Origin of the sequence: Lederbergia graminis (assembly GCF_042655485.1) — a bacterium.
Taxonomy (GTDB): domain Bacteria; phylum Bacillota; class Bacilli; order Bacillales; family Bacillaceae_C; genus Lederbergia; species Lederbergia graminis.
This window is the reverse complement of sequence record NZ_JBHSMC010000001.1, coordinates 705,066-730,630: the sequence shown is the minus strand read 5'-3', so window position 1 is coordinate 730,630 and position 25,565 is coordinate 705,066. Positions and strand designations below refer to the sequence as shown.

25 protein-coding genes are annotated in these 25,565 nt (G+C 34.8%); 23 read left to right on the top strand and 2 right to left on the bottom strand.

The features are described 5' to 3' along the window. Window positions 1-6: 6 nt before the first annotated feature. From ACFPM4_RS03760 to ACFPM4_RS03750, 3 genes are all read left to right on the top strand, one after another. On the top strand, window positions 7-540 hold the full coding sequence (locus ACFPM4_RS03760; RefSeq protein WP_382347852.1) for a YceD family protein: 534 nt from the start codon (window positions 7-9) through the stop codon (window positions 538-540). A 48-nt stretch (window positions 541-588) separates the two neighbouring features. Then, complete coding sequence (gene rpmF / locus ACFPM4_RS03755) at window positions 589-762, top strand: 50S ribosomal protein L32 (protein ID WP_144924996.1); 174 nt, start codon at window positions 589-591, stop codon at window positions 760-762. 120 nt (window positions 763-882) lie between these two features. Continuing rightward, window positions 883-1,446 (top strand): RsfA family transcriptional regulator, encoded by a 564-nt coding sequence (locus tag ACFPM4_RS03750; RefSeq protein WP_144924993.1) that lies wholly within the window; start codon window positions 883-885, stop codon window positions 1,444-1,446. Window positions 1,447-1,863: 417 nt separating this feature from the next. On the opposite strand, the gene ACFPM4_RS03745 is transcribed toward ACFPM4_RS03750, so the two are convergent. Next, window positions 1,864-2,289: a DUF4064 domain-containing protein gene (locus ACFPM4_RS03745; RefSeq protein ID WP_186324777.1), complete on the bottom strand. Its 426-nt coding sequence runs from the start codon at window positions 2,287-2,289 to the stop codon at window positions 1,864-1,866. Window positions 2,290-2,458: 169 nt separating this feature from the next. Here ACFPM4_RS03745 and ACFPM4_RS03740 point away from each other — a divergent pair, with 169 nt between their 5' ends. From ACFPM4_RS03740 to ftsZ, 19 genes are all read left to right on the top strand, one after another. Continuing rightward, window positions 2,459-3,355, top strand: a complete 897-nt coding sequence (locus tag ACFPM4_RS03740) for a 2-dehydropantoate 2-reductase (RefSeq protein ID WP_382347847.1) — start codon at window positions 2,459-2,461, stop codon at window positions 3,353-3,355. Further along, the gene (locus ACFPM4_RS03735) at window positions 3,352-3,747 is read left to right on the top strand and encodes a DUF3397 domain-containing protein (protein ID WP_144924984.1); all 396 of its coding nucleotides are present in this window, start codon (window positions 3,352-3,354) and stop codon (window positions 3,745-3,747) included. The genes ACFPM4_RS03740 and ACFPM4_RS03735 overlap by 4 nt, the downstream gene beginning before the upstream one ends. 80 nt (window positions 3,748-3,827) lie before the next feature. Further along, window positions 3,828-5,459, top strand: coding sequence for a bacillithiol biosynthesis cysteine-adding enzyme BshC (gene bshC, locus ACFPM4_RS03730; protein ID WP_382347844.1), 1,632 nt, complete (start codon window positions 3,828-3,830; stop codon window positions 5,457-5,459). A 137-nt stretch (window positions 5,460-5,596) separates the two neighbouring features. Continuing rightward, window positions 5,597-6,028, top strand: a complete 432-nt coding sequence (mraZ, locus tag ACFPM4_RS03725; protein ID WP_382347841.1) for a division/cell wall cluster transcriptional repressor MraZ — start codon at window positions 5,597-5,599, stop codon at window positions 6,026-6,028. A gap of 55 nt (window positions 6,029-6,083) precedes the next feature. After that, window positions 6,084-7,016, top strand: a complete 933-nt coding sequence (gene rsmH / locus ACFPM4_RS03720) for a 16S rRNA (cytosine(1402)-N(4))-methyltransferase RsmH (protein ID WP_382347838.1) — start codon at window positions 6,084-6,086, stop codon at window positions 7,014-7,016. A 34-nt stretch (window positions 7,017-7,050) separates the two neighbouring features. Further along, window positions 7,051-7,407 carry a cell division protein FtsL gene (gene ftsL / locus ACFPM4_RS03715; RefSeq protein ID WP_144924973.1) on the top strand — a complete coding sequence of 119 codons (357 nt, stop codon included), beginning with the start codon at window positions 7,051-7,053 and terminating at the stop codon, window positions 7,405-7,407. Next, window positions 7,407-9,602 (top strand): penicillin-binding protein, encoded by a 2,196-nt coding sequence (locus tag ACFPM4_RS03710; protein ID WP_382347834.1) that lies wholly within the window; start codon window positions 7,407-7,409, stop codon window positions 9,600-9,602. Before ftsL ends, ACFPM4_RS03710 begins: the two co-directional genes overlap by 1 nt. Window positions 9,603-9,940: 338 nt before the next feature. Beyond that, on the top strand, window positions 9,941-11,854 hold the full coding sequence (locus tag ACFPM4_RS03705) for a stage V sporulation protein D (protein WP_382347831.1): 1,914 nt from the start codon (window positions 9,941-9,943) through the stop codon (window positions 11,852-11,854). Between the two features lie 165 nt (window positions 11,855-12,019). Further along, complete coding sequence (locus ACFPM4_RS03700) at window positions 12,020-13,471, top strand: UDP-N-acetylmuramoyl-L-alanyl-D-glutamate--2,6-diaminopimelate ligase (RefSeq protein ID WP_382347829.1); 1,452 nt, start codon at window positions 12,020-12,022, stop codon at window positions 13,469-13,471. Window positions 13,472-13,473: 2 nt separating this feature from the next. Beyond that, window positions 13,474-14,448: a phospho-N-acetylmuramoyl-pentapeptide-transferase gene (gene mraY, locus ACFPM4_RS03695; protein WP_382347826.1), complete on the top strand. Its 975-nt coding sequence runs from the start codon at window positions 13,474-13,476 to the stop codon at window positions 14,446-14,448. Further along, entirely contained in the window at window positions 14,448-15,809 is a 1,362-nt protein-coding gene (gene murD, locus ACFPM4_RS03690) for a UDP-N-acetylmuramoyl-L-alanine--D-glutamate ligase (protein ID WP_382347823.1), read from the top strand. Before mraY ends, murD begins: the two co-directional genes overlap by 1 nt. Window positions 15,810-15,892: 83 nt before the next feature. Beyond that, the gene (gene spoVE, locus ACFPM4_RS03685) at window positions 15,893-16,993 is read left to right on the top strand and encodes a stage V sporulation protein E (RefSeq protein WP_144920296.1); all 1,101 of its coding nucleotides are present in this window, start codon (window positions 15,893-15,895) and stop codon (window positions 16,991-16,993) included. 159 nt (window positions 16,994-17,152) lie between these two features. Continuing rightward, a complete protein-coding gene (gene murG, locus ACFPM4_RS03680; RefSeq protein WP_382347820.1) occupies window positions 17,153-18,253 on the top strand; it encodes an undecaprenyldiphospho-muramoylpentapeptide beta-N-acetylglucosaminyltransferase in 1,101 nt (366 codons plus the stop codon). Between the two features lie 91 nt (window positions 18,254-18,344). Further along, window positions 18,345-19,124: a cell division protein FtsQ/DivIB gene (locus ACFPM4_RS03675; protein WP_382347817.1), complete on the top strand. Its 780-nt coding sequence runs from the start codon at window positions 18,345-18,347 to the stop codon at window positions 19,122-19,124. Then, complete coding sequence (locus tag ACFPM4_RS03670) at window positions 19,102-19,809, top strand: DUF881 domain-containing protein (protein ID WP_144920290.1); 708 nt, start codon at window positions 19,102-19,104, stop codon at window positions 19,807-19,809. Before ACFPM4_RS03675 ends, ACFPM4_RS03670 begins: the two co-directional genes overlap by 23 nt. Next, window positions 19,809-20,528: a DUF881 domain-containing protein gene (locus ACFPM4_RS03665; RefSeq protein WP_318280863.1), complete on the top strand. Its 720-nt coding sequence runs from the start codon at window positions 19,809-19,811 to the stop codon at window positions 20,526-20,528. Before ACFPM4_RS03670 ends, ACFPM4_RS03665 begins: the two co-directional genes overlap by 1 nt. A 5-nt stretch (window positions 20,529-20,533) precedes the next feature. Beyond that, window positions 20,534-20,890, top strand: a complete 357-nt coding sequence (locus ACFPM4_RS03660; protein WP_382347813.1) for a small basic family protein — start codon at window positions 20,534-20,536, stop codon at window positions 20,888-20,890. Window positions 20,891-21,041: 151 nt separating this feature from the next. Beyond that, window positions 21,042-22,328, top strand: coding sequence for a cell division protein FtsA (ftsA, locus tag ACFPM4_RS03655; protein ID WP_382347810.1), 1,287 nt, complete (start codon window positions 21,042-21,044; stop codon window positions 22,326-22,328). Window positions 22,329-22,364: 36 nt separating this feature from the next. Beyond that, entirely contained in the window at window positions 22,365-23,507 is a 1,143-nt protein-coding gene (gene ftsZ / locus ACFPM4_RS03650) for a cell division protein FtsZ (RefSeq protein WP_382347807.1), read from the top strand. An 83-nt stretch (window positions 23,508-23,590) separates the two neighbouring features. Here ftsZ and ACFPM4_RS03645 read toward each other — a convergent pair whose 3' ends face one another. Next, window positions 23,591-24,280: a YetF domain-containing protein gene (locus ACFPM4_RS03645; RefSeq protein WP_382347804.1), complete on the bottom strand. Its 690-nt coding sequence runs from the start codon at window positions 24,278-24,280 to the stop codon at window positions 23,591-23,593. 328 nt (window positions 24,281-24,608) lie between these two features. Between ACFPM4_RS03645 and spoIIGA the strand changes: the two genes are divergently transcribed. Next, a complete protein-coding gene (gene spoIIGA, locus ACFPM4_RS03640) occupies window positions 24,609-25,532 on the top strand; it encodes a sigma-E processing peptidase SpoIIGA (RefSeq protein WP_382347801.1) in 924 nt (307 codons plus the stop codon). Window positions 25,533-25,565 lie beyond the last annotated feature (33 nt).

The following is a 25,565-nucleotide window of genomic DNA, read 5'->3' as shown; positions in this document are numbered from 1 at the left end:
ATATCGATGAAATGGACAGTTAATCAATTGCGGAAATATCGTGAAAATGGCCTGAAAATTGATGATTATGTCAACGTGGCAGAAGGATTAAAGAGACGTGACTCGGAAGTAAGAGGAGCATCTTTAATTCATATCACGGGAAAAGCCAAACTTGATTCACAAAAAGTAACTTTTGACCTTCATTTAACAGGGTCAATAATATTACCCTGTTCTAGAACTCTTGTAGATGTAGATTTTCCTATTGATATCCATTCAACAGAAATCTTTCTGTTAAATCCTCAAGAAGAAGAATTTGCCGAAATGGACGAATTCCACCATGCGGAAGCAGGTATTGTGGATTTAATGCCTATCATTGAAGAGTTACTTATATTGGAAATTCCAATACAAGTTTTCTCAGAAGCTGCTCTTGAAAATAAGGGTCTTCAGGCAGGAAGTGACTGGGAAGTAATGACGGAAGAACAATATTTGCAAGATAAGGAAAAAAAAGTAGATCCGCGTTTAGCAGGATTAGCTAAATTGCTGGATAACAATAATGAGTAAAATCAATCACTAGAAAGTGAACGTTATCCTTTTAAGGAGGTGGGAAGAATGGCAGTACCTAAGAGAAGAACATCTAAAACAGCAAAAAGACAACGCCGCACACATTTCAAACTGCAGGTCCCAGGTATGGTTGCATGCTCTAATTGTGGAGAAATGAAACTAGCACACCGTGTATGTAAAGAATGTGGAACATATAAAGGCAAAGAAGTAGCAAGCAATTAATAAAAAATCGTGAAGAGACCATGGCTCTTCGCGATTTTTTTATTATCTTAATATGATCTTAATTTTATTCTATCTCTCCTATTTGAAGCATATAATTAGAAAAAAATAGGAGTGATATATATGACAGCTGCACGCCAAGATGCATGGACTGCTGATGAAGATTTAGTGCTTGCGGAAATAGTGCTTGCGCATATAAGGGATGGGAGTACTCAACTCCAAGCCTTTGAAGCAGCAGGAAGAAAACTAAAAAGAACAGCCGCTGCTTGCGGATTTCGCTGGAACTCAAATATCCGGAAGCAATATAAAGAAGCTATCGATTTAGCTAAAAAACAAAAAAAGGAAAAGAAAAAGGAAGTAACGCAAGAAGTTGTCCCAACAGTAAATCCTTCAGTTCTAGTGAAAGAGAGTGTGGAAGCTGAAGTGAATGAACAGGAAGTTGTTAGTATTAGTGATGCTCTCCAATATATTAAAAGAATAGAAACTGAATTAGAAAATATTTCTAATTATAAAAAAGAAAATGCCAAACTAAGAAATAAAATAGATGAACTCAACGATGAGAATGCGAAAGTACTAAAGTCATTAGATAATTTAACGGAAGAATATAATATGTTAAAAGATGAATACAACTCCTTAATAAATGTACTGAACAAGGCAAGAAAAATGGCAGAAGACTTTAGCGCATAAGAGAGCAGATGAATTCAAGTTCATTAAGTTCTTTGAATGAAATGCGGTTGAGACAAACCGATTTAACTTGGATGTAGATCTGAATAATCTAAGTGTAGCTATACCGCTTCGGAAATACACTTCGCTTGTAACTATAAAAAATTTTATAATTGATAAAGTGACCGAACTATCTTATTTTGAAATAGGATAGTTCGGTTTTTATTTGCAACTATATTCCTTTTTCTCAACCTTTTTTTATTCCATTCTGCTTCTTTGCTATTTATAGTGGAGTAAACCATAATTAGCATCAATCGAAAGAATATGTTCTCTACATGTAAATTGAAAACTTAAATTTAAAAATTAATAAAGGCTTCCAACATGTCAAATATGTTGACACTTTGGTAAGCCTCGTTTTTGTACCTTTGTTTTTAAAATGATTTAGTATGCAGTTGGTTCAGCTGGTTGTTTGCGAACGAAGCACATAATACCTGCTATAATGAATAGTAATGCAGGTAAAAATCCAAGACCTAAGCTAATGATACCAACTAGTACACCGCCAACTATATACATCCAGCCTGCTAATTTCGGATTTTTATTACCTTTTATGCTTATGATAGCTATTATTCCAAAAATAATTCCAATAATGGATGCTATAATAATAGCCCAGCCACCTGTGGAGAATAGCCCAAGTACCACATCAATATCTTCTTGTACCATCATAGGGTCATCTTGAACTTGTTTTTCCACTTCAGCCCTTACTTCATCAGAAGATGCTGTCCAAATTAAAAACATTCCTAAAAGGCTCATTAATCCACTAATGATTGTTCCAATGATTCCTAGTGTAAATTCCGCTGTTCTTTTCAAACAAATACCTCCTAAAATATCATTCTGTTAATTATACGATATTTTGTATGAATAGTTTCATCTTTTTCATTATTTTTATTGAATTCGTCTCAAATGCGAAATAACTAACTACTTTCATTCTGTTTTTGCTACAATAGTACTATAAAATACAATGTTTATAGGTGATAACGTGAAGGTAGGAATAATTGGTGGTGGAGCGGTTGGACTACTATTTGGCTATTATTTAAGCCAAAACCATAATGTAACGATATTTACAAGAACAGTAGAACAGGCTAACGTATTAGGCAAGGAAGGTATAACTGTCTGCAGCGAGAATTTGGCAAAGACCCGCAAAGTTAGTGCTGAAGTAAGTCGTGATATGATAAAGAATCAGGACTTTATCATTGTAGCTATGAAGCAATACCATTTTTCCACACTTAATCTACCTGATATACTACCATCTGACATTCCAATATTATTTATTCAGAATGGTATGGGTCACTTGTCATTAATGGAACAAATGTCTAATGAGAAAATCTTCGTCGGTACCGTAGAGCATGGTGTTAGGAAGGTGAATAGTACGACAGTAGAGCATACTGGAATTGGACAGACGAATGTAGCGATTTATCGGGGGTTAGAAGGGGATTTTACTGATTTTCCACTATCAAGAGATCATCACTTTCCATTTGAAATTAAAAAAGAGTATGAAGTGATGTTGATTTCAAAATTATTAGCGAATGCAGTTATAAATCCACTAACCGCAATTTTCCAAGTGAAAAATGGTGAACTGATTACTAACCCTTATTATTTTTCTGTGTTTGAACAGCTTTTTGATGAAATCGTAAGCGTTTTTCCAACCGTTAATAAGGAACAGAGCTTCCTCCATATTAAACAAATTTGTTTGCAAACGAGAAACAATACATCGTCGATGCTTAAGGATATTATAAGTGGGGGAAAAACAGAAATTGATGCTATTTTAGGTTATATAATGGAAGAAGGAAATAAAGTTGGTAATGATATGCCACTCACCTCTGCTGTATACAACATGATAAAAGGAATGGAGTATAGGGGAGGAATAGAAAAATGATGGAATCGATTATGTCTTCTTTAACAGCGATAATTATCATTTTTCCGTTTGTTTTATTTATATTAGTATTTTATATTGGAAAACAAATAACAAACAAAAAGCGAAGTGCGAGGAACATAGCTATTAATGTGACTACAATCGCACTTATATTTTCTGTACATTTTATCATTATTTCAATATGGGCGAAGTCATTGATTTGGGCAATTATCTTATTTATGATTTTAAGTGCTATTATTTTTACATTTTTATATTGGAAATTTGCAAATGAAATTGTTTATCGAAAAATCTTTAGCAGATATTGGAGATTAAATTTTTTATTCTTTTCGTTTGTATATCTGATTTTACTTCTTTATGGATTAGGGTCAAGAATATTCGAAGCAGTGAAAATATAAAAATTAGTGCAAGTTATTATCCTTTTATTTCTGATTTTGTTATACTAACCGTTAGTAAATGAAGAAAGGAAGTACGGTATATGGAATTTGAAAGCATGGTCATTCCAGCAATGAACGACTTTGCTTCTCTTTATATAGAACAAAAAGAGCCCGTAAGAGGTTTCTTTCATTATGATATAACGGAGAACACAGTTTTTGAAAAAAGATATCAAGATGTAATGAATCGTAAGTATAACCGTGCAGACCTTGCAGAATGTATAAAAGCTTATATGTTGAAATTTCCCCAATCGGAGCAAACTAAAAATTCACTTAAAAAGCTGCAATTACATAATTCATCAGTAGTAATTGGGGGACAACAAGCTGGACTATTAACGGGTCCTCTTTACACAATACATAAAGTAATATCTATTATTAAATTAGCAGAACACCAAGAAAAGAAATTAGGGACACCAGTTATACCTGTCTTTTGGATTGCGGGCGAGGATCACGACGTACTCGAAGTGAACCATGTATATGTAGAAGCTGGTCAATCCATGAAGAAAATGAGTTATCAAGAAGTAAATGTCAATGAGAAGAGAATGACATCTGATATATCATTTAATAAAGATGAGATGAAAAAGTGGATTGATTCTATCTTTATGCATTTCGGAGAACGGAAGTATACAAAAGAATTACTCTCATTCATTGATGAAGTTTTACAATCCAGTCATACGATAACTGATTTGTTTTCTTACATTATTATGGAGTTATTTAAAGATTATGGATTGCTTATTATGGATGCTGCAGATCCGAACATTAGAAAGTTAGAACAATCTTACTTCGAACAACTAATTAATGAAAACACTCAAATCACTAATGCAGTTTTACAACAACAAGATATAATTACAGGTCACGGTTTTAAAAAAGCGATCGAGATAGACGCGGATTGTGCAAATATTTTTTATTACAAAAATAATGAACGCTTATTATTAAATTATGACCCGCTGGAAGATATGTTTGTGGAGAAAAAAGGGAATTTTCAAATCGAGAGACGATTATTACTGGAGGAACTGAATTCGAGTCCTGAAAAATTTAGTAATAATGTTGTAACTAGACCTGTCATGCAAGAATTTGTTTTTCCAAGCTTAGCATTTATCGCTGGGCCAGGTGAAATTGCATATTGGGGTGAGTTGAAGCAAGTATTTGAACATTTGGGAATTCAAATGCCACCAATTATTCCAAGGTTGAATATGACCTTTGTTGAGGCTGTAGTGGAAAGAGATGTTAATGAATTAGAACTGGATTTAAAAAATGTACTAAAAAATGGTGTGAATTCTTCCTTGCAGGACTTTCTTGACTCAGAAAGAGATCAAGAATTGATATCCAAGTTAGATGAGATTGCATCCTATTTAAAAGCTGAATATAACGATATTTTTTCTAGACTCGAAGAAAGTGATCGCGGTCTACTTCCTTTAGCGAAAAAGAATTTAAACTTTCATTTACTGCAACTAGAATTTCTAGAAAGAAAATCAAACTATAATATGGAACAAAAATTCCAGGCAACTTTAGATAAATATAAGAAAGTAGAACGTCATCTTTACCCTAATGGAATTCCACAAGAAAGAATATGGAATATCTTCTATTATTTAAATGAATATGGTTTATCTTTTATAGATCAGCTAATGATGGAGAATTTTGAATTTGATGGAAAACATAAGGTGATTAAAATTTAAACGACCTATCCCACTAAGGGAAAGGTCGTTTTTTTTATTTCTAGGAAAAAATAAGGAATTTTTTATGAAATACAGAAAAAGAGTGGTGAAAGGTGGGGGGATGTGGTACATTAAATATAGAAAGTGGGGGCATTAATATGTTCATGGGAGAATACCAACATAATATTGATGCGAAGGGTCGTTTAATAGTCCCTGCAAAATTTCGTGAGCACCTCGGAGAAACTTTTGTAATTACTCGTGGGCTTGATCAATGTTTGTTCGGTTATCCTCTTGAAGAATGGAAACGAATAGAGGAAAAGTTAAAGACACTCCCAATGACTAAAAAAGATGCCCGTGCATTTACACGCTTCTTCTTTTCTGGAGCGGTAGAATGTGAAATTGATAAGCAAGGCAGGATAAACTTGCCAACAACACTACTTGGTTATGCAAAATTAGAAAAAGAATGTGTAATTTTAGGTGTTTCAAGTAGAATTGAGATTTGGAGTAAGACATTATGGGAAGACTATTTTGCAGAATCAGAAGAATCATTTGCTGAAATAGCTGAGAACATGATTGACTTCGATATTTAATTTCAAAAATCTCTCTATTTCATGTAAAAAAGATGCAAAGAAAGTAGTGACAACCATGTTTAATCATACAACTGTGTTATTAAATGAAACTGTTGAAGGTTTGAATATTCGCCCGGATGGTACATATGTAGACTGTACACTTGGTGGAGGTGGGCATTCCGAAAAAATTCTTTCTCAATTATCAAGTGAAGGAAAACTGATTGCGTTTGACCAAGATGAAACAGCAATAGCACATGCAAGGGAAAAGTTATCTAAATACAAAGATAATCTAATATTTGTAAAGAGTAATTTTAAACATCTGAAAGAAGAAGTAAACCGTTTAGGATTTTCTAAAGTCCATGGGATTGTATATGATCTAGGAGTATCTTCACCACAGTTAGATACACCAGAACGTGGGTTTAGTTACCACCACGATGCCCCACTCGATATGCGTATGGATTTAGAAGGGGAGATTACCGCTTATGATGTAGTGAATCACTGGGCTTATGAAGATTTGGTTCGAATTTTTTTCAAATATGGGGAAGAGAAGTTCTCGAAACAAATCGCACGAAAGATTGAAGCTGCACGTGAAAAATCACCAATTAATACAACAGGTGAGTTAGTAGAGCTTATTAAGGAAGGGATTCCTGCACCAGCAAGACGAAAAGGCGGTCATCCTGCTAAACGAGTTTTTCAAGCGATTCGTATTGCTGTAAATGATGAATTAAATGTATTTGAAAGTTCTTTGAATCAAGCAATTGATTTGCTTCATCCAGAAGGGAGAATATGTGTAATTACTTTCCACTCTTTAGAGGATAGAATTTGTAAATCAGTATTTAAAGAAGCAAGTGAAGGACCACCATTACCTCCTGGATTACCTATCATTCCTGAAGGATATGAGCCACTCATAAAACTCATTAATCGAAAGCCAATTATTCCTTCGCAGGACGAGCTGGAAGAGAATAACCGCGCTAGATCATCAAAATTAAGGATTGCAGAAAAATTATAGTAGTATAAAATATAGTTATTGGAGGGAGTTATTTTTGAGTAATTTAGCACGTAAATATCAACAACAATATAAACCAATAGAACAAACTGAAGTCCAGAAACAGACGATTAGACGCAAATCACTAATTACTCCCGGTGAAAAAATTCTTGCAGTTATGCTAGTAATATTTCTTGCTATTATGGCAGTTCAAATAATTTCCTCTCAAGCGAATGTTTATCAAATCAATATGCAAATTGAAGACACGAAAACCGCTATTCAGGAACAGGAAAAAATAAATGGAGATTTAGCAATGCAAGTAAGTGACATGAGCCGGTATGAGGAAGTTTGGAAAAAAGCAAAAGATTTAGGATATAAATTAAATGCAGATAATGTTAAGGTTGTTGGAGAATAATGAATAAAAAATATAGAAACATTGGAGCAGCGAGCTTTTTTATCTTCTTTAGTCTGCTCTTTTTTGTGTTAATTGTCCGATTTATTTCTATTCAATACACTGGAGAAGTGGAAGGAAAAGTATTAACGGCTCAAGCTGCACAATTATATATGAGAGAAGACGTTATAAAAGCACAACGTGGAAGTATTTATGATAACAACGGTGAAGTTATTGCTGAAGACGCAGCATCTTATACATTAGTTGCTATTCTTTCAGATACGATGACAACAGATCCAGATTATCCGCGACATGTAGTTGACCCTCGTAAAACAGCAGCACAATTAGCACTTCATATTGATATGAGTGAACAAGATATATATGATCGTTTAACTCAAGAAGGAAGATTTCAAGTTGAATTTGGACGTGCAGGTAAAGATTTGTCTAACTCTGTGAAAATAGCAATAGAGGAACTTCAATTACCTGGAATAACATTTATTAAAGATACGAAACGATATTACCCAAATGGTATTTTCGCATCGCATTTAATAGGTTATGCACAAAAAGATGAGGAATCATCAGAAATAGTTGGAGTTACAGGACTGGAAAATAGCTACAATGATTTACTTGATGGTGAAGACGGTTCTTTTAAGTATGAAGGAGATATATGGAATTATATTTTACCTAATTCTAAAAAACACGTAGAAGAACCGGTAAATGGACAAGATATTTATTTGACCATCGATAAGAAGATTCAAACTTTTCTTGAAGACGCTATGAATAAAGTGGATGAACAATATAAGCCGAAACGAATTATGGCTGTTGTAGCGGACCCGAAAACAGGGAAAATCTTAGCAATGGGCCAACGTCCCACTTATCATCCAACGACACGAGAAGGTATCGATCAATCTTGGCATAATGAGATTATTGAGACTTCATTCGAACCAGGTTCAACGATGAAAATCTTTGCACTAGCAACAGCAATTGAAAAGAATGTATTTAACCCAAATGACAAGTTTGCTTCTGGACAATATTGTTTAGATGGTAAAAATTGTATAAATGACCATAACTATGGTAAAGGATGGGGAACTATTTCTTATCTAGAAGGCTTTCAGCGTTCATCTAACGTAGTGATGGCCAAATTATTAGAAAAAATGGGTGCAGAAACTTGGCTTGAATACATGAATAAATTCAAGTTTGGGATGAAAACAAATATCGGACTTCCGAATGAAGTACCAGGAAAGATCTTGTATAATTGGCCAATTGAGAAAGTAACAAGTGTGTATGGGCAAGGTACCACTGTCACTGCTATTCAAATGGTTCAGGCGATGTCAGCAATTGCAAACGATGGTAAGATGATGAAGCCTTATGTCGTGGACAAAATTGTGGACCCGAATACCAAAACGGTTACAGAAACAAAACCAGAAATTGCAGGTAATCCGATATCTGCTGATACAGCTAAGCAAGTACGAGAAATATTGGAATCCACTATTACTTCTGAACATGGAACTGCAAAAACGTATCATCTTGAAGGGTATAGAGTCGGAGGAAAAACAGGTACTGCTCAAATACCAAATCCAAATGGTAAGGGATATTTAAAGGAACGGAATCAGTATATCTTTTCCTTTCTAGGTTTAGCTCCGGTTGATAACCCACAGCTAGTTATGTATGTCGCTATCGAGGAACCACAAATCGAACCGGATGAAAACGGTAGTAAGCCAGTTTCGATGATTTTTAATACTGTAATGAAAACAAGCTTGCAATATTTAAATATTGAACCTGAAAAGACTACAGAAGTAAAGAATACTAGTTTACCAGACTTAACAAAAATGAAACTACAAGATGTACAAACATTTGCGCAAGATTCTAATTTGGAATTAGTTACGATCGGAAAAGGAAACAAAATAGTAGAGCAATTCCCAGCTAGTGGAGTCTCCTTGCTAGAGGGTGAAAAAATTATAGTTAAAACAGACGGTGATATATTTGTGCCTAATATGACCGGATGGTCGAAGCGCGATGTATTAAAGATTGCTCAACTTGCTAGCTTAGAGCTTAATATGGTTGGTAACGGTTATGCATATAAGCAAAATTTTCAACCTAATACCTCTGTTCAAGCAGGTGATCAGCTAGTTGTCCATTTTGAAACACCAGCTGCAAAGATAGAAAGGGAACAAGCTGAATCACAATCTGATGCAGAAGACGAAGTTACAGATGAATAAAACGACATAAGAAAAGTCTAATACCGAACCAATTAGAAGCCTAACTATTACTTGAATATGTTCAAGTTAGTTCGGCTTTTGTTTTTTTATGCTTATTAGGATATACGTTTTTCGTAAAGTAGCAAATTGTCTAAGAAAATGAGCAATTAACAGTTTGATTGTGGGATGACAGAAAAGGTATTTTCGTAGAAAGATAACTGCAAAACTTTGATTGTAATTTTCATCCAGTAATTGGATTCTGTCATTCCATTTTTTTCTGTTACACCTTTCCCTTTCGTTCTACTTATAGTGGACGAGGCATATAGTTGAACAAGCCTACAGAAAAGGGAGGACCTATTTTGAAGCGTGTATCAACTGTTACTGTTAGGAAAAGATTGTCATTTATATTACTTGCCGGATTATTAATATTTTTCATCATAGATATTAGGCTAGGATATGTACAGTTTGGTTTAGGGACTGAACTAACAGAAAAGGCAAGAAATCTATGGAGCCGGAATATCCCATTTGAACCTGAACGAGGTAAGATTATAGATAGAAATAGTGTTGTTATAGCTGAGAATTTAAGCGCACCAACCGTATATGTAGTTCCAAGGCAAATTCAAGATCCAGCAAATTCGGCGAAAAAGCTAGCTGCCGCTTTAAATGCATCAACAGAAAAGATATATCAACAAATGGTGAAAAGATCATCGATTGAAAGAATTTCTGCTGGTCGAAAGATATCTTATGAAAAAGCAAAGGAAATAAATGCATTAAACATAAAAGGTGTATATATTGCAGAAGACTCGAAACGTCACTATCCATTTGGTGATTATTTATCACATGTATTGGGCTTTACAGGCATAGATAATCAAGGATTAATGGGATTGGAATTGTATTATGATAAAGAATTAAGTGGCACAAAAGGATCAGTTCAATTCTTTTCCGATGCTAAAGGGAGAAGAATGCCAGATATGTCAGATGAGTTTGAACCTCCTGTTGACGGATATGATTTAAGATTAACAATCGATACAAAGATCCAATCAATTATTGAACGGGAATTGGAGAATGCAGAAGCATTATATAATCCAGACGGTATTATCTCGATTGCAATGAATCCAAATAACGGTGAGATATTAGGGATTGCTAGTAAACCATCCTTCAATCCAGCAAATTTCCGTGATGTCCCTCAGGAAGTGTATAATCGTAATCTACCTATTTGGAGTACGTATGAACCAGGTTCTACCTTCAAAATCATCACCCTTGCAGCTGCTTTAGAAGAAGGGAAAGTTGATTTAGAGGAGGAACACTTCCATGACCATGGATCCGTAAAGGTTGGCGGAGCTACATTAAGATGTTGGAAAAGTGGCGGTCATGGTAGTCAGACATTTTTAGAAGTAGTAGAAAACTCTTGTAACCCTGGTTTTGTTGAGCTTGGACAACGTCTTGGTGAAGAAACATTATTCAAATATATTCGTGACTTTGGTTTTGGGCAGAAAACGGGTATCGATTTAGCAGGAGAAGGAACAGGAATCTTATTTAAACCTGAACAAGTAGGACCTGTTGAGCTAGCTACAACTGCTTTCGGGCAAGGTGTATCCGTAACACCGATACAACAAGTTGCTGCTGTAGCCGCTGCTATTAATGGTGGAATATTATACACTCCGTATGTAGCGAAAGAATTGATTGACCCTATTACAGGAGAAGTAGCAATGAGAAAAACTCCAGTTGAAAAAAGAAGAGTTATTTCAGAAGAAACTTCGAAGCAAATTAGACATGCATTAGAAAGTGTTGTAGCACAAGGTACAGGTGGTAATGCATTTGTCGATCATTTTCGTGTAGGTGGAAAAACTGGGACGGCACAGAAAGCAAAAGATGGTAGATATTTAGAAAATAATCATATTGTATCATTTATTGGTTTTGCCCCAGCTGATGATCCGCAAATTGTTGTATACACAGCTATTGACAACCCAAAAGGAGTTGTTCAATTTGGTGGTACTGTAGCGGCGCCAATTGTCGGGAATATAATTGGTGATGCACTAAGGGAAATGGGTGTAGAGCCACGAGATGAACAAATTGAAAAAGAAAAAAAATGGAATGATCCAATAACTTCAGAAGTTCCTGATCTAAAAGGCATGACAATAAGAGAGATTCAACAAAAGATGTACAATTTTAAACTAAATGCTAGTGGAGAAGGAGATAAAGTTGTCCATCAAATTCCAGAACCAGGTGTTAAGTTGGAGGAAGGATCTGTAATTCGTGTCTTTATAGAGTGAAGTGAACGAGCGGCATGATACATTCATGACCGCTTCTCGTTTGAATATCGATTTATATGCTAAAAATATAGATAAACATAGCATCATACTAGATTTTTTTGTAGAATAGACTAGAATGCTTTTGCATTAAACAGAAAGGCAGAAGAAGTGAAAGGACTGATGAATATGAAATTACATACACTTCTCCAATCTATTCCAATGATTCAATTGCCTAAAGCTAATCCAGAAATTTTAAACATCGAAAATAATCATAAAAATGTTCAACAAGGATGTTTATTTATTTGTATTTCAGGTTTGGTGTTTGATGGCCATGATTTTGCGAAAGAAGCAGTAGAGAATGGTGCTGTTGCAATTATTGCGGAAAGAAAATTGGATGTAAATGTTCCCGTTATTATTGTGAAGGATAGTAAACATACAATGGCGATTCTTGCTGATCGTTTTTACAATCATCCATCCCAGAAATTCCACCTGATTGGAATAACAGGTACTAATGGGAAGACTACTACAAGTGCTTTAATTGAAACAATATTCAGTAATGATCAACAAAATACAGGGTTAATTGGAACTATATATATGAAAATAGCCAATCGTCAACTAGAAACTAAAAACACTACTCCAGATAGCCTAGTGTTACAGTCTGTTTTTGATCAAATGGTTTCCGAGAATGTTGATGCAGTAGTAATGGAGGTATCATCTCATGCACTTGTTCAAGGACGTGTAAATGGGAGTGACTTTGATGTTGCAGTTTTCACCAATTTAACGCAGGACCACCTTGATTATCACCATACAATGGAGGAATATCGCAGAGCAAAAGGATTATTATTTTCTAGACTTGGTAATACGTATACCAAACCTAAATATGCAGTTCTGAATGCAGACGATCCAGCAACGAAGTACTTTATGGCCGAAACTGCTGCGCATGTTGTCACATATGGGATTGAAACTCCTGCTGATTTTTCTGCAAGTAATATTAAACTTGGTAATACAGGTACGCAATTTACACTTCATACCCCTGAAGGTAAGCATGAAGTTTCCATGAAGTTAATTGGAAAATTTAATATTTATAATGTGCTTGCTGCTATAGCTAGTACTTTTGTATCTAATATTCCATTATCGACTATCATAACATCTATAGAAGGTGCAAAAGGTGTATCAGGTCGATTTGAAGTAGTAGATGGAGGGCAAGATTTTTCAGTTATAGTGGATTACGCCCATACTCCAGATAGTCTTGAAAATGTATTGAAAACGGTAAGACAGTTTGCTAAGAAACGCATATTTGTTGTAGTTGGTTGTGGAGGCGATCGTGATCCATCTAAACGTCCATTAATGGCAGACGTAGCTTGTACATATGCAACGAATCCAATTTTTACTTCAGATAATCCAAGAAGTGAAGACCCAATGGCTATTTTACGTGATATGGAACAAGGGGTAGTGGGAAATAGTTATGAAATAATCCCTGATCGAGCGGAGGCAATTAAAAAAGCAATAACTTCTGCAGAGAGTGGAGATATTGTATTAATTGCTGGTAAAGGGCACGAAACGTACCAAATAATTGGCAATAAAGTGCTTGATTTTGATGATAAGAACGTTGCATTACAGGTTATTAAGGAGAGATAAATATGATGGTGAGCGTTATTTTATATGCAGTGATAACAGGATTTATTATTTCAGTGCTCATTTCACCATTTTTCATTCCTTTTCTAAGAAGACTTAAGTTTGGTCAGAGTATTCGAGAAGAAGGACCGAAATCGCACATGAAAAAAAGCGGAACTCCAACAATGGGTGGTATTATTATCTTATTTTCGATTGTAATTACTTCACTTGTCATAACCGCTATCTTTTCTGAATTGAATAAAGAAACATATTTACTGTTATTAGTATTGCTTGGATATGGTTTGTTAGGTTTTTTAGATGATTTCATTAAAATTGCTTTGAAGCGAAATCTAGGATTGACATCTTTACAAAAATTAATAGGGCAAATCATCATCGCGATCATTTTTTTCCTTGTATTGCGAGCACATGATTTTTCAACAGAAATTCAAATACCGTTAACGGACTTTTCGTTTGATTTAGGATGGGGTTATGCACTATTTATTATTTTCTGGCTAGTTGGTTTCTCTAATGCGACTAACTTAACAGATGGTCTAGACGGATTACTATCAGGTACTGCTGCTATTGCATTTGGAGCATTTGCAATCCTTGCCTGGAGCCAAGAATTATTCGATATCTCCATTTTTGCTGTATCTGTAGTTGGCGCTGTTTTAGGATTCCTTGTATTTAATGCGCATCCCGCGAAAGTATTTATGGGGGATACTGGTTCACTAGCATTAGGAGGGGCAATTGCAGCAATCTCGATTTTAACTAAAATGGAGGTCATCCTACTAATTATCGCAGGAGTTTTTGTCATCGAAACATTATCTGTTATCCTGCAAGTAGCTTCTTTTAAATTAAGAGGAAAAAGAATCTTTAAAATGAGCCCGATTCACCACCATTATGAACTATCTGGCTGGTCTGAATGGCGTGTAGTTGTTACATTCTGGGCTGTTGGTATCCTTTTCTCTATATTAGGAATTTATATTGAGGTGTGGTTGTAATGAATAAAGTTACAAAATATAAATGGAAAAAAGTCCTTGTACTTGGATTAGCCAAAAGCGGAGTAGTTGCAGCATCCTTATTACATGAACTAGGAGCGTTTGTAACAGTAAATGATTATAAACCTTTTGAAGAAAATCCTGATGCACAAGGATTACTAGAGCAAGGGATTAAAGTCATTTGTGGGAGTCATCCTGTGGAATTACTGGATGAAGGCTTTGAATTGATCGTTAAAAATCCTGGGATTCCATACACTAATCCAATCATTAGGAGAGCGCAAGAACTAGGACTACCAATTATTACGGAGGTAGAACTTGCGTACGAAATTACAGAATCAGATATTATAGGGATTACTGGTACAAATGGCAAAACAACCACGACGACTTTAATTTATGAAATGATGGATAAAGGAAATAAAAATCCGCTAATAGCTGGTAATATAGGGACTGTAGCCTCAGAAGTAGCTCAAAATGCGACAACAGAGGATACGATGGTTGTGGAATTATCTTCTTTTCAATTAATGGGAATTTCTGCTTTTCGTCCTCATATTGCGATCATAACAAATTTATATGAAGCGCATTTGGATTACCATTCTTCATGGGGAGAGTATATTCAAGCGAAAATGAATATAACAAGTAACCAAAGTGAAGAAGACTTCCTTATCGTAAATGCTGATCAAGATGAGTTAATGAGCTTAGCTAAGCAATCTATCGCTCAAATAATTCCGTTCTCAACAAAACAGTACGTTGAAGACGGTGCATGCTTGATGAATGGATCTATCTATTTTAGAAAAGAAAAAATAATCAATGTAGATGAGATTGTATTACCTGGGGTACATAATTTAGAAAATATTTTAGCTGCAGTTGCTGCTGCTAAATTAAAAGGTGTCAATAATGACGCTATTCAGCAAGTACTGACGACATTTCCAGGGGTGAAACATCGTACACAATATGTTGCAGAGATTCAGGGGAGAAGATTCTATAACGATTCAAAGGCAACGAATATCCTTGCAGCAACTAGTGCATTAAAAGCCTTTAATGATCCAATTATATTATTAGCTGGTGGACTTGATCGTGGAAATGAGTTTGATGCTCTTATTCCTGTGTTAAAAGGTGTTCGTGCACTTGTATTATTTGGAGAGACTGCACCTAAAATAGAAAAAGTTGGTAAGTCTGTAGGAATAGAAAAGATTATCCATGTCGATAATGTGGAAGAAGCTGTTCCAGTGGCATATGAAATATCAGAACCGGGAGATATCATTTTATTGTCTCCAGCATGTGCAAGTTGGGATCAGTATAAAACATTTGAGGTTCGTGGTGATATTTTTATCCATGCAGTGCATAAACTTGAAGAGAGCAATTAACTTTTCATGCGTACATCATTTGGCAATACACCTAAGAATGCTCGAAAATATGCTCTAAAATGAGTGTGCAGAGGTGTTGAGAATTGCCATTAAAAAAAACGGCTCCTGATTTCATATTAATATTAGCAACATTTTTATTACTCTCAATCGGACTAATTATGGTTTATAGTGCGAGTGCTGTTGCAGCTAATTATCATTTTTCGGATTCCTTTTTCTTCGCAAAACGACAGTTGTTGTTTGCTGGAGTGGGCATTATCGCAATGTTTGTGATAATGTATGTCGATTACTGGGTAATTAAAAAATGGGTAAAACCTATTCTCATTATTTGCTTTATCCTTTTAATAGCGGTATTAATACCAGGCGTCGGTATGACACGAAACGGATCAACAAGTTGGATTGGAGTGGGGGCTTTTTCCATCCAGCCATCTGAATTTATGAAATTAGCAATGATTGCATTTTTAGCGAAATTTCTTTCAGAAAACCAACGGTATATTACTACAGTTAAAAAAGGGTTGCTCCCTTCTCTCTCGTTAGTATTTATCGCATTCGGTTTAATAATGTTGCAACCTGATTTAGGGACAGGAACAGTAATGGTTGGGACATGCATCTTAATGATCTTTACAGCAGGTGCAAGAATCCTGCATTTCGCAGTTCTAGGACTAGTAGGCGTGGCAGGTTTTGTTGGACTAGTTATTTCTGCACCATATCGGATTGCTAGAATTACCTCGTTCCTAGATCCCTGGCAAGATCCTTTAGGTAGTGGATTTCAAATTATTCAATCCCTTTATGCAATTGGACCTGGCGGACTGTTTGGATTAGGATTAGGAGAAAGTAGACAAAAGTTTTTCTATTTACCTGAGCCGCAAACCGATTTTATCTTCGCAGTGATCGCTGAAGAGCTCGGTTTTATAGGTGGTAGTGTTATCTTATTATTATTTGCATTATTGCTATGGAGAGGAATTCGCGTAGCGCTTGGAGCGCCGGATTTGTTTGGAAGTTTTCTTGCAGTAGGTATTATTTCAATGATTGCAATCCAAGTAATGATAAATATAGGGGTTGTTATCGGTTTAATGCCAGTTACTGGAATTACCTTACCATTCCTGAGCTACGGTGGATCCTCATTAACTTTGATGTTAATGGCCGTTGGGATTTTATTAAATATTAGCCGTTATTCTAAATTATAAGTTGTAAAAAGGACTCTATTTTGGGGTTCTTTTTTCATTTGATTCGTATTTTCATTACAATTATACAACAATAATTATTGAACACTTTCTTCGGGGGGAAAATATAGTAAGATAATGTAAGAGTTATTTTTTTTGATCTTAAAAACTTGAGGTGGAAAAATGAAAATAGTAGTTAGTGGCGGTGGAACAGGAGGACATATCTATCCTGCACTTGCTTTAATTCGAACAATTAAAAAATTACATCCAAATGCCAAATTTTTGTATATAGGTACGGAGAAAGGTTTAGAAGCAGATATTGTTCGTAGAGAAGACATACCATTTGAATCTATTAATATTACAGGCTTTAAGCGAGCATTGTCATTTGAAAATGTCAAAACAGTACTTCGCTTTATAAAAGGTGTAACAGATAGTAAGAAGATCTTGAGGAGATTTAAACCGGATGTAGTCATTGGAACAGGTGGGTATGTTTGTGGGCCTGTTGTTTATGCGGCAGCAAAAAGTAAAATACCAACTATTATTCATGAGCAGAACAGTATTCCAGGATTGACAAATAAGTTTTTAAGTAAATATGTGAACAAAGTTGCTATTTGCTTTCCAGAGGTAGCAGAGTTTTTTCCGGAAGATAAAGTTGTCTTGACTGGGAATCCCCGTGCTTCGGAAGTAAATGTATCTAAAATGAAAGGTATTTTACAAACTTACGGTTTAAATGATAACAAGAGCACTGTTCTTATCTTTGGTGGGAGTAGGGGAGCCAAGCCAATTAATGAAGCTGTTATTAATTCTATATCTCAGTTTGCAACAAAGCCATATCAAGTTATGTATGTGACTGGTAATGCACACTTTGATGCTGTAATGGAAGAGGCCAAGTTATTAGGTACTCATGACAATGTTGCGATCATTCCTTTCATTCATAATATGCAAGATGTACTAACTTCAATAGATTTAGTTGTTGGAAGAGCAGGGGCCACTTCTATTGCAGAAATAACGGCTATTGGTGTCCCATCCATTTTAATACCAAGTCCATATGTTACAAATAACCATCAGGAAAAGAATGCAGACGCATTAGTAAAAAAAGGTGCTGCTAACATGATTATTGAGAAAGAATTAACGAGTAAGCGACTAGTAGACTCTATCGATTCAATTCTATTGGATGAAAATAAAAGAAGAGCAATGGGGGAAAATGCCAAAAAATTAGGGATTAGAGATGCATCTGAAAAGTTAATTTCTGTTATTTTAGACTTAATGAATGAAAAAAAATAAAATTCAAGGTATTATAAAGGATGTAACATATTTTGTAAAAAATGTAACTTTATCTTGTACCATATGAATTATGTTTTAAGGGGAATATAGTATGCAAAAAGGTAAAGTCCTATCACTTGAAGACAGGATTCCAAAAATCAAAGAACATCGTAGACGAAAGGCTAATAGACGGTTAATATTTCTATTATCTTTATTTTTCTTACTTATTGCTTGTGTTGTATATTTTCAATCCCCTCTAAGTCACATTCATAGTATTAAGGTTGATGGTAACCAATCAATTTCTGAAGAAGAGATGTTAGTTGCCTCTGGGTTGCGAATTGGAGATAATATTTGGAAAGTGAACAAAAAGGAAGCGACAAAGAAAATAAAGGAATTACCAGAAATAAAAAGTGCTGAAATCTCGTATAAATTTCCTAATAAGCTAGAGATAATAGTCAAAGAATTTAAGACTATCGCGTATGTAGAAAGAGAAAACAAGTTTTATCCAATTTTAGAAAATGGAAAAAGGTTAGATAAAGAAATAAATTCTAATCTACATTCTCCAATATTAATTGGATTTACGGAAAATGAAGTTTTGGATGAGTTAGCAGCGCAGTTACAACAAATACCTAACGAAATTGTTAATTCTATTTCTGAAATTAAATATGAACCAAAAGAAACGGATAAATATCGCATCATCTTATATATGAATGATGGGTTTGAAGTCCATGCAACGATGATGACTTTTGCTGAAAAAATGACTTACTACCCATCGATTGTAAGTCAACTTGATCCCGAGATAAAAGGTGTAATTGATTTCGAAGTGGGATCCTATTTCCGGAAATATGAAATAGAGGAGGAAGAAATCGTTGAGGAAGAGAAAGCAGAATAGGTATATTGTTTTCTCTTTTATATTCTTAGTCTTTGGCTTTATTTTTTCCTTTTCATATAGTCAGTCAAAGAAGGAAGAAAATTTGCAGGTCAATTTAACAGATAGGCAATATAGAATTGAAAATAATATGAGAAGCCAATTATTGGACATCCAAGATCGTAATCGAAAATTACAAAAAGAATTATATGAAAAGCAAAGTAAAGTTCGCCAATTTGAGAAAGAGTTATCACAAGAAGAGGAAATATATTTTAACTTGGCCGAAGACACAGAAAAGTATCGGATGTTTTTAGGGAAAGTAAAGGTAAAAGGTCCAGGAGTAGAAGTTGTTTTGGAGGATGCAGAATACATAAAAAGTGAAGATGTAAATAATTATATTGTTCACGAGCATCATGTATTTAAAGTTGTTAATGAATTATATATTGCTGGAGCATCTGCTGTAGCAATTAATGGACAAAGAATTAGTCATGATTCCTATATTGTTTGTCAAGGTCCAGTAATAACTGTTGATGGTAATCCCCATCCTGCCCCATTTATAATCTCTGCTATCGGTGATTCAGACGTATTAGCATCTGCTATTTCTATTACAGGCGGTGTCCGTGATCAAATTGTAAATGATAATATTGTCTTTTCTCTGGAAAAGAAGAAAAACATAATGATGGAACCAATATTTGGAGAGGTTTCATGATGAGTAGGGCGAAAATTAACTTTACTATGATAACGATTATAATCGGTTTTATGATTGCAATTCAATTTAAAACTGTTCAGCAGCCTGTAGCAAGGGATACTAGAGATACGTGGGAATTAAGGGACTCCATTCGTACGGAGATGAACTTACAGAAACGACTGCTTGCTGAAATTCGGCTTCAAGATGAGAGGTTAAATAAATATTCCTCCGAAATGGAGGGAAGTAAAGAATCTGTATTAAGACAAACTTTATTGGAGTTAAGAAAAGAAGCTGGATTAACGGAAGAAACTGGACCAGGAATTAAGTTAACAGTAAGACCGATTAATCAAGCTTTAATACCTGGTGATAGTCCACAAACAGTATCGCCAATTACATTAAAACGATTAATCAATGAACTTAATATGTATGGAGCTAAACATATTTCCATTGACGGAGAACGCTTAGTAAATACAACCGTTATTCGAGATATTAATGGTGAAACAAAAGTGGGGACCCATTCATTAAGGTCTTATCCATTTTCTATTAATGTCATTACCGAAACATATGAATTAGCAGAAAAAATGTTTAACCGAATGCATGTTTCTCCATCAATAGATGATTTCTTCCTCGATAACTTGGAAGTAGTCATTTCTAATCCAAATAAAAAAATTGTAATCCCAGCACATGTTGAACCAATTACAATCAGGAATATGGAGCCTGTGGATGAAGAAGGAGAGTGACTAATATGTGGCTGCCAATTCTTGGATTGTTGATTGGGCTTTTTTTAGGCCTGTCTTCCGATATTAAAGTACCCGAGGAATATACTAATTACCTATCAATTGCAGTATTAGCAGCCCTAGATACTTTTTTCGGTGGGATTAGAGCACATCTACAAAATTCCTACGATAATCTAGTTTTTGTTACAGGTTTTTTCTTTAATATTATACTTGCTGCAAGTTTAGCTTTTCTAGGTGTTCATCTTGGTGTAGACTTATATATAGCAGCAGTTTTTGCTTTTGGAGTTAGGTTATTCCAAAATATCGCCGTAATTCGTAGAATTCTGATTAATAAATGGGTTAGTGCTAGAGAAAATTCTCAATAAATAGTATTATTAAACAGGATAAATATGAATGAATGACGAATATTTCTATATTGAATAATAATTATTTATTATAGTAAACTCAAGGATGATTTAAAATGGATTTTATAAAAATTAAGAAAACATATAGTAAAGTAGAAGGAGGTGCCGTAGAATGAACAACAATGAAATATATGTCAGCTTGGATATTGGTACATCCTCCGTCAAGGTAATTATTGGTGAAATGTCCAATAATTCTCTCAATATTATTGGAGTAGGTACTTCAAAATCTGAGGGGATTAGAAAAGGCTCAATTGTGGATATTGACGAAACAGTTCATTCGATTAAAAAGGCAGTAGAGCAGGCTGAAAGAATGATTGGCATGCAAATAAAACAAGTTATCGTCGGTATTACTGGAAATCATGTCGGCTTACAACCGTGTCATGGTGTAGTAGCTGTTTCTAGTGAAAATCGTGAAATAAGTGATTATGACGTCGCTAGAGTGATAGAAGCTGCAGAGGTTGTTTCTATTCCACCAGAAAGAGAAATAATCAACGTCTTACCAATCCAATTTATTGTCGATGGATTAGATGAAATAACAGATCCACGAGGAATGATTGGTGTTAGGTTAGAAATGCAAGGAACAATTATTACTGGTTCAAAAACTATCCTACATAATACATTACGCTGCGTTGAAAGAGCAGGCTTGGAAATTGTGGATATTGTTCTACAACCACTTGCTTCTGCATCTGCTGCTTTATCTAAAGATGAACAGAATCTAGGTACTGCACTTATTGATCTGGGCGGTGGTTCCACTACTGTAGCAGTATTCGACCAAGGATTTATTGCAGGGACTTCCGTAATACCAATTGGTGGAGATAATATTACGAAGGATTTATCCATCGGTCTCAGAACATCTACGGATGATGCAGAAAAAATTAAGACAAAATATGGCCATGCGTATTACGATGAAGCCTCTGAAGATGAAGTATTTAGTGTACCAATTATCGGAAGTGAGCAACATCAGCAATTTAACCAACTAGAAATTTCTGATATCATAGAAGCAAGAGTTCAAGAAGTATTTGAGTTGGTACAAAAAGAACTATATAAAATGGGTATATCTAACTTGCCAGGTGGATTTGTATTAACTGGTGGAGTAGCAAATATGCCTGGTGTGATGGAATTAGCTCAAGATATACTACAAAATCGAGTTAGAGTTGCAATACCTGACTATATTGGTGTGAGAGAACCCCAATATACGACAGCAGTAGGACTTATCAAACATGCATACAAGAGTGCTAGATTACAAGGAAGAAATGTAAGTTCAGCACCAGTACAATATGTAAATGAACAAACGGAAAAACGACCTAGTAAGACACAACAAAATACAAAACAAGAAAAACATCCGGATGAAAAAATCTCCTCAAAAGTAAAAAGGTTTTTTGCTGACTTTTTCGAGTAGACCATCAGAAGTTTTAATCAAATAGGAGGACTAGCCATGTTGGATTTTGATACAAATTTAGATTCTTTAGCAACTATTAAAGTTATTGGCGTTGGTGGAGGCGGTAATAATGCCGTCAATCGAATGATCGAACACGATGTACAAGGTGTTGAATTTATTGCAGTAAATACGGATGCGCAAGCACTTAATCTTTCAAAAGCAGAAATAAAAATGCAAATCGGCGCAAAACTTACAAGAGGACTTGGTGCAGGAGCAAATCCAGAAGTTGGTAAGAAAGCTGCAGAGGAAAGTAAGGAACAAATTGAAGAGGCACTAAAAGGTGCAGATATGGTATTTGTTACAGCTGGAATGGGCGGTGGAACAGGTACTGGTGCAGCACCTGTTATTGCAGGAATTGCAAAAGAATTAGGAGCTCTAACTGTTGGTATCGTGACAAGACCATTTACATTCGAAGGTCGTAAACGTGCTGGACAAGCTGGTGGTGGTATCGATGCCATGAAAGAAGCAGTTGATACACTTATCGTAATTCCGAACGATCGTCTTTTAGAAATTGTGGATAAAAGTACTCCTATGTTAGAGGCTTTCCGTGAAGCAGATAATGTATTGCGACAAGGTGTTCAAGGTATTTCTGAATTAATTGCTGTTCCTGGATTAATTAATTTGGACTTCGCAGACGTTAAGACCATTATGACGAATAAAGGATCTGCTCTAATGGGTATTGGGGTGGCTGCTGGAGAAAATCGTGCAGTTGAGGCGGCTAAAAAAGCAATCTCTTCTCCATTATTGGAAACATCTATTGATGGTGCTCAAGGTGTACTTATGAATATCTCTGGAGGAACTAACTTAAGCCTTTATGAGGTACAGGAAGCTGCTGATATTGTTGCATCAGCTTCAGACCAAGAAGTTAATATGATTTTCGGTTCTGTCATTAATGAAAATTTAAAAGACGAAATTGTTGTAACAGTAATTGCAACAGGATTTAACGATGTTGCACCACAACCGAAACAACAACGTCCTAGTTTCGTACAACAAAAACCAAATAGAGTGCAACAACAAAGTCAAAGTTCAAACTTTGATCAAGGAAAAGAAGAATATCAGGAACCAATCCGTTCTAATCAATCAGTAGAGGATACACTTGATATTCCAGCATTCTTAAGAAATAGAAAAAGAAGAAGATAATAACGAATTAAAGACCAGAGGTGAAGCATATTGTTTCTCCTCTGGTCTTTTGTTATGTACTTTGGTGGAGAGTGTGTGTCATCTTAATTGTTAATTCTTCTATCTATGTAGAGAGAGCCGTCTGTCTGAAGTTGAGCAAACAACACATCTGAAACTGAATTAATTTTCTTTGCACTTAATTGCATATCAATCCACTTTTCATCTAGTTTCAATTTTTTTAGGTTTGATTGAATTATCTTTCCATCACATATTACCTCTGTTGCAATAGGATATACTTTTGACTGAACCGGTATATTCAAATCATTTTTTATAACGGGTTTTTTACTTTCCTTTAATAGTACTGAAAGCTTACCGTTTGTTTCGAAAATAGCATAATCTATGTCAACAAATGAAAAGATATTTTGTTGTCTTAGCATTGTAGTTAATGAATCTAGATCTAACCGACAAGAACTCAATGCTTTCTCGACAATTTTTCCATCTTTAATTACGATGACAGGGTCACCTGTGACAATTCTTCTAAGAGCTTTTGATTTTATATCCATAAAAGCCATTACTAATGTAAAGAGTGTCCAGCCTGTTAGCGCCATTAAACCATTTAGCAAATCTACATCTTTATTTAAAACAAAATTTGCTGCTATGGAACCGATGGAAATAGCAGATACAAAGTTAAAAAACGTCATCTGGCTAATTTCTTTTCGACCTAGAATTCTTGTCAATAAGAATAAGGAAAGGAAACCTAGTGTAATTCTCCCTATTTGCTCCCAAATATCCATATTAATACCACCTTTTTTACTTCTCCATTCTCATTATAGGTTGATTAGCCAATTGATAAACCTAATCAATAAAAACAGGGAATTAGGCGATAGGGAGGTTTTTTATAGAGACACATTTCTCTTTAACTCTTTTATAATTTAATTCCCTCCATCTAGCTAAAACGGTTTACGACAATCTTCGAAGTAAAAGGTGAAAACTTCTATTATTTCCAGTACAGAAACTGACAGAATCTAATCTATTTGTGTTCTATACTTTTTAGTAACGAGAAGGATGACATTGAATCAGGAATATTTCTTTTTTGGATTTATGGATTGGGAGGAGGTTTAATTGGTTGTTTATTTAGATATTATTTGGCTATTAAATTTACTTGTGGACAGCCTCTTATTATGGACTACATCAATATTCTTAAAAAGAAAGATTCATCCTGTTCGTATATTTCTTGGTGGTTTACTAGGTTCCATTATTATTTTATTAGCTATTACACCAATTGCAAATGTAGCAACAAATCCATTTGTTAAGATTGGCTTATCCATATTAATGGTTTACATTGCTTTTGGATTCAAAAGACTTTCTTCCTTTCTATCTTCTTTGTTAACGTTTTATTTTGCTACCTTTTTAATGGGAGGAATTTTACTAGGAACACATTATTTTTTAACGTTTAACTTAGATTTACAATCTGCGGTAGTGCTTGAAAGTGTTCGTGGATTTGGTGACCCTGTTAGTTGGTTATTTTTATTAGGTGCATTTCCACTTGCTTGGCATTTTTCAAAAAGACGAATAGATGGGATTACCGTATCGAATATTCAGTATAATGTGTTAATGGATATATCCATTGATATAAACGGATTAAAGCTAGAATTGAAAGGGCTGATTGATAGTGGTAACCAATTATATGATCCAATCTCCAAAACTCCAGTAATGATCATTTCTGTTAATACAATAAAGGATATGATACCGAAAGCAATTTTAACACTAGCAGATGAGGAAAATGATGTATATGCTTCGATTAGTGAATTACCACCAGAGTGGAGTAACATTATGCGAATCATTCCTGCAAAATCTATTGGACGCAGTAATCAGCTACTTTGTGCTTTTAAACCACAACATTTATCTGTTGGAAAAGAAAATGAAGCAAAAGAGGAAAGGAAAGCACTTATTGTTTTTAGTAATCAACAATTATCTAGTGATGGACGTTTTCAATGTATTATTCATCCGAAAATGGCTATCGAATCAATAAATCAATCAGCGTAATGAAATTCATATCATTCTTTGTTTATTATTGAG

Excerpts from the sequence above, each read along its gene's own strand:
- ACFPM4_RS03760 (WP_382347852.1), top strand. The coding sequence starts at position 7 with ATGAAATGGACAGTTAATCAATTGCGGAAATATCGTGAAAATGGCCTG.
- rpmF (WP_144924996.1), top strand. The coding sequence starts at position 589 with ATGGCAGTACCTAAGAGAAGAACATCTAAAACAGCAAAAAGACAACGC.
- ACFPM4_RS03750 (WP_144924993.1), top strand. The coding sequence starts at position 883 with ATGACAGCTGCACGCCAAGATGCATGGACTGCTGATGAAGATTTAGTG.
- ACFPM4_RS03735 (WP_144924984.1), top strand. The coding sequence starts at position 3,352 with ATGATGGAATCGATTATGTCTTCTTTAACAGCGATAATTATCATTTTT.
- bshC (WP_382347844.1), top strand. The coding sequence starts at position 3,828 with ATGGAATTTGAAAGCATGGTCATTCCAGCAATGAACGACTTTGCTTCT.
- mraZ (WP_382347841.1), top strand. The coding sequence starts at position 5,597 with ATGTTCATGGGAGAATACCAACATAATATTGATGCGAAGGGTCGTTTA.
- rsmH (WP_382347838.1), top strand. The coding sequence starts at position 6,084 with ATGTTTAATCATACAACTGTGTTATTAAATGAAACTGTTGAAGGTTTG.
- ACFPM4_RS03710 (WP_382347834.1), top strand. The coding sequence starts at position 7,407 with ATGAATAAAAAATATAGAAACATTGGAGCAGCGAGCTTTTTTATCTTC.
- ACFPM4_RS03700 (WP_382347829.1), top strand. The coding sequence starts at position 12,020 with ATGAAATTACATACACTTCTCCAATCTATTCCAATGATTCAATTGCCT.
- mraY (WP_382347826.1), top strand. The coding sequence starts at position 13,474 with ATGATGGTGAGCGTTATTTTATATGCAGTGATAACAGGATTTATTATT.
- murD (WP_382347823.1), top strand. The coding sequence starts at position 14,448 with ATGAATAAAGTTACAAAATATAAATGGAAAAAAGTCCTTGTACTTGGA.
- murG (WP_382347820.1), top strand. The coding sequence starts at position 17,153 with ATGAAAATAGTAGTTAGTGGCGGTGGAACAGGAGGACATATCTATCCT.
- ACFPM4_RS03675 (WP_382347817.1), top strand. The coding sequence starts at position 18,345 with ATGCAAAAAGGTAAAGTCCTATCACTTGAAGACAGGATTCCAAAAATC.
- ACFPM4_RS03665 (WP_318280863.1), top strand. The coding sequence starts at position 19,809 with ATGAGTAGGGCGAAAATTAACTTTACTATGATAACGATTATAATCGGT.
- ACFPM4_RS03660 (WP_382347813.1), top strand. The coding sequence starts at position 20,534 with ATGTGGCTGCCAATTCTTGGATTGTTGATTGGGCTTTTTTTAGGCCTG.
- ftsA (WP_382347810.1), top strand. The coding sequence starts at position 21,042 with ATGAACAACAATGAAATATATGTCAGCTTGGATATTGGTACATCCTCC.
- ftsZ (WP_382347807.1), top strand. The coding sequence starts at position 22,365 with ATGTTGGATTTTGATACAAATTTAGATTCTTTAGCAACTATTAAAGTT.
- ACFPM4_RS03645 (WP_382347804.1), bottom strand. The coding sequence starts at position 24,280 with ATGGATATTTGGGAGCAAATAGGGAGAATTACACTAGGTTTCCTTTCC.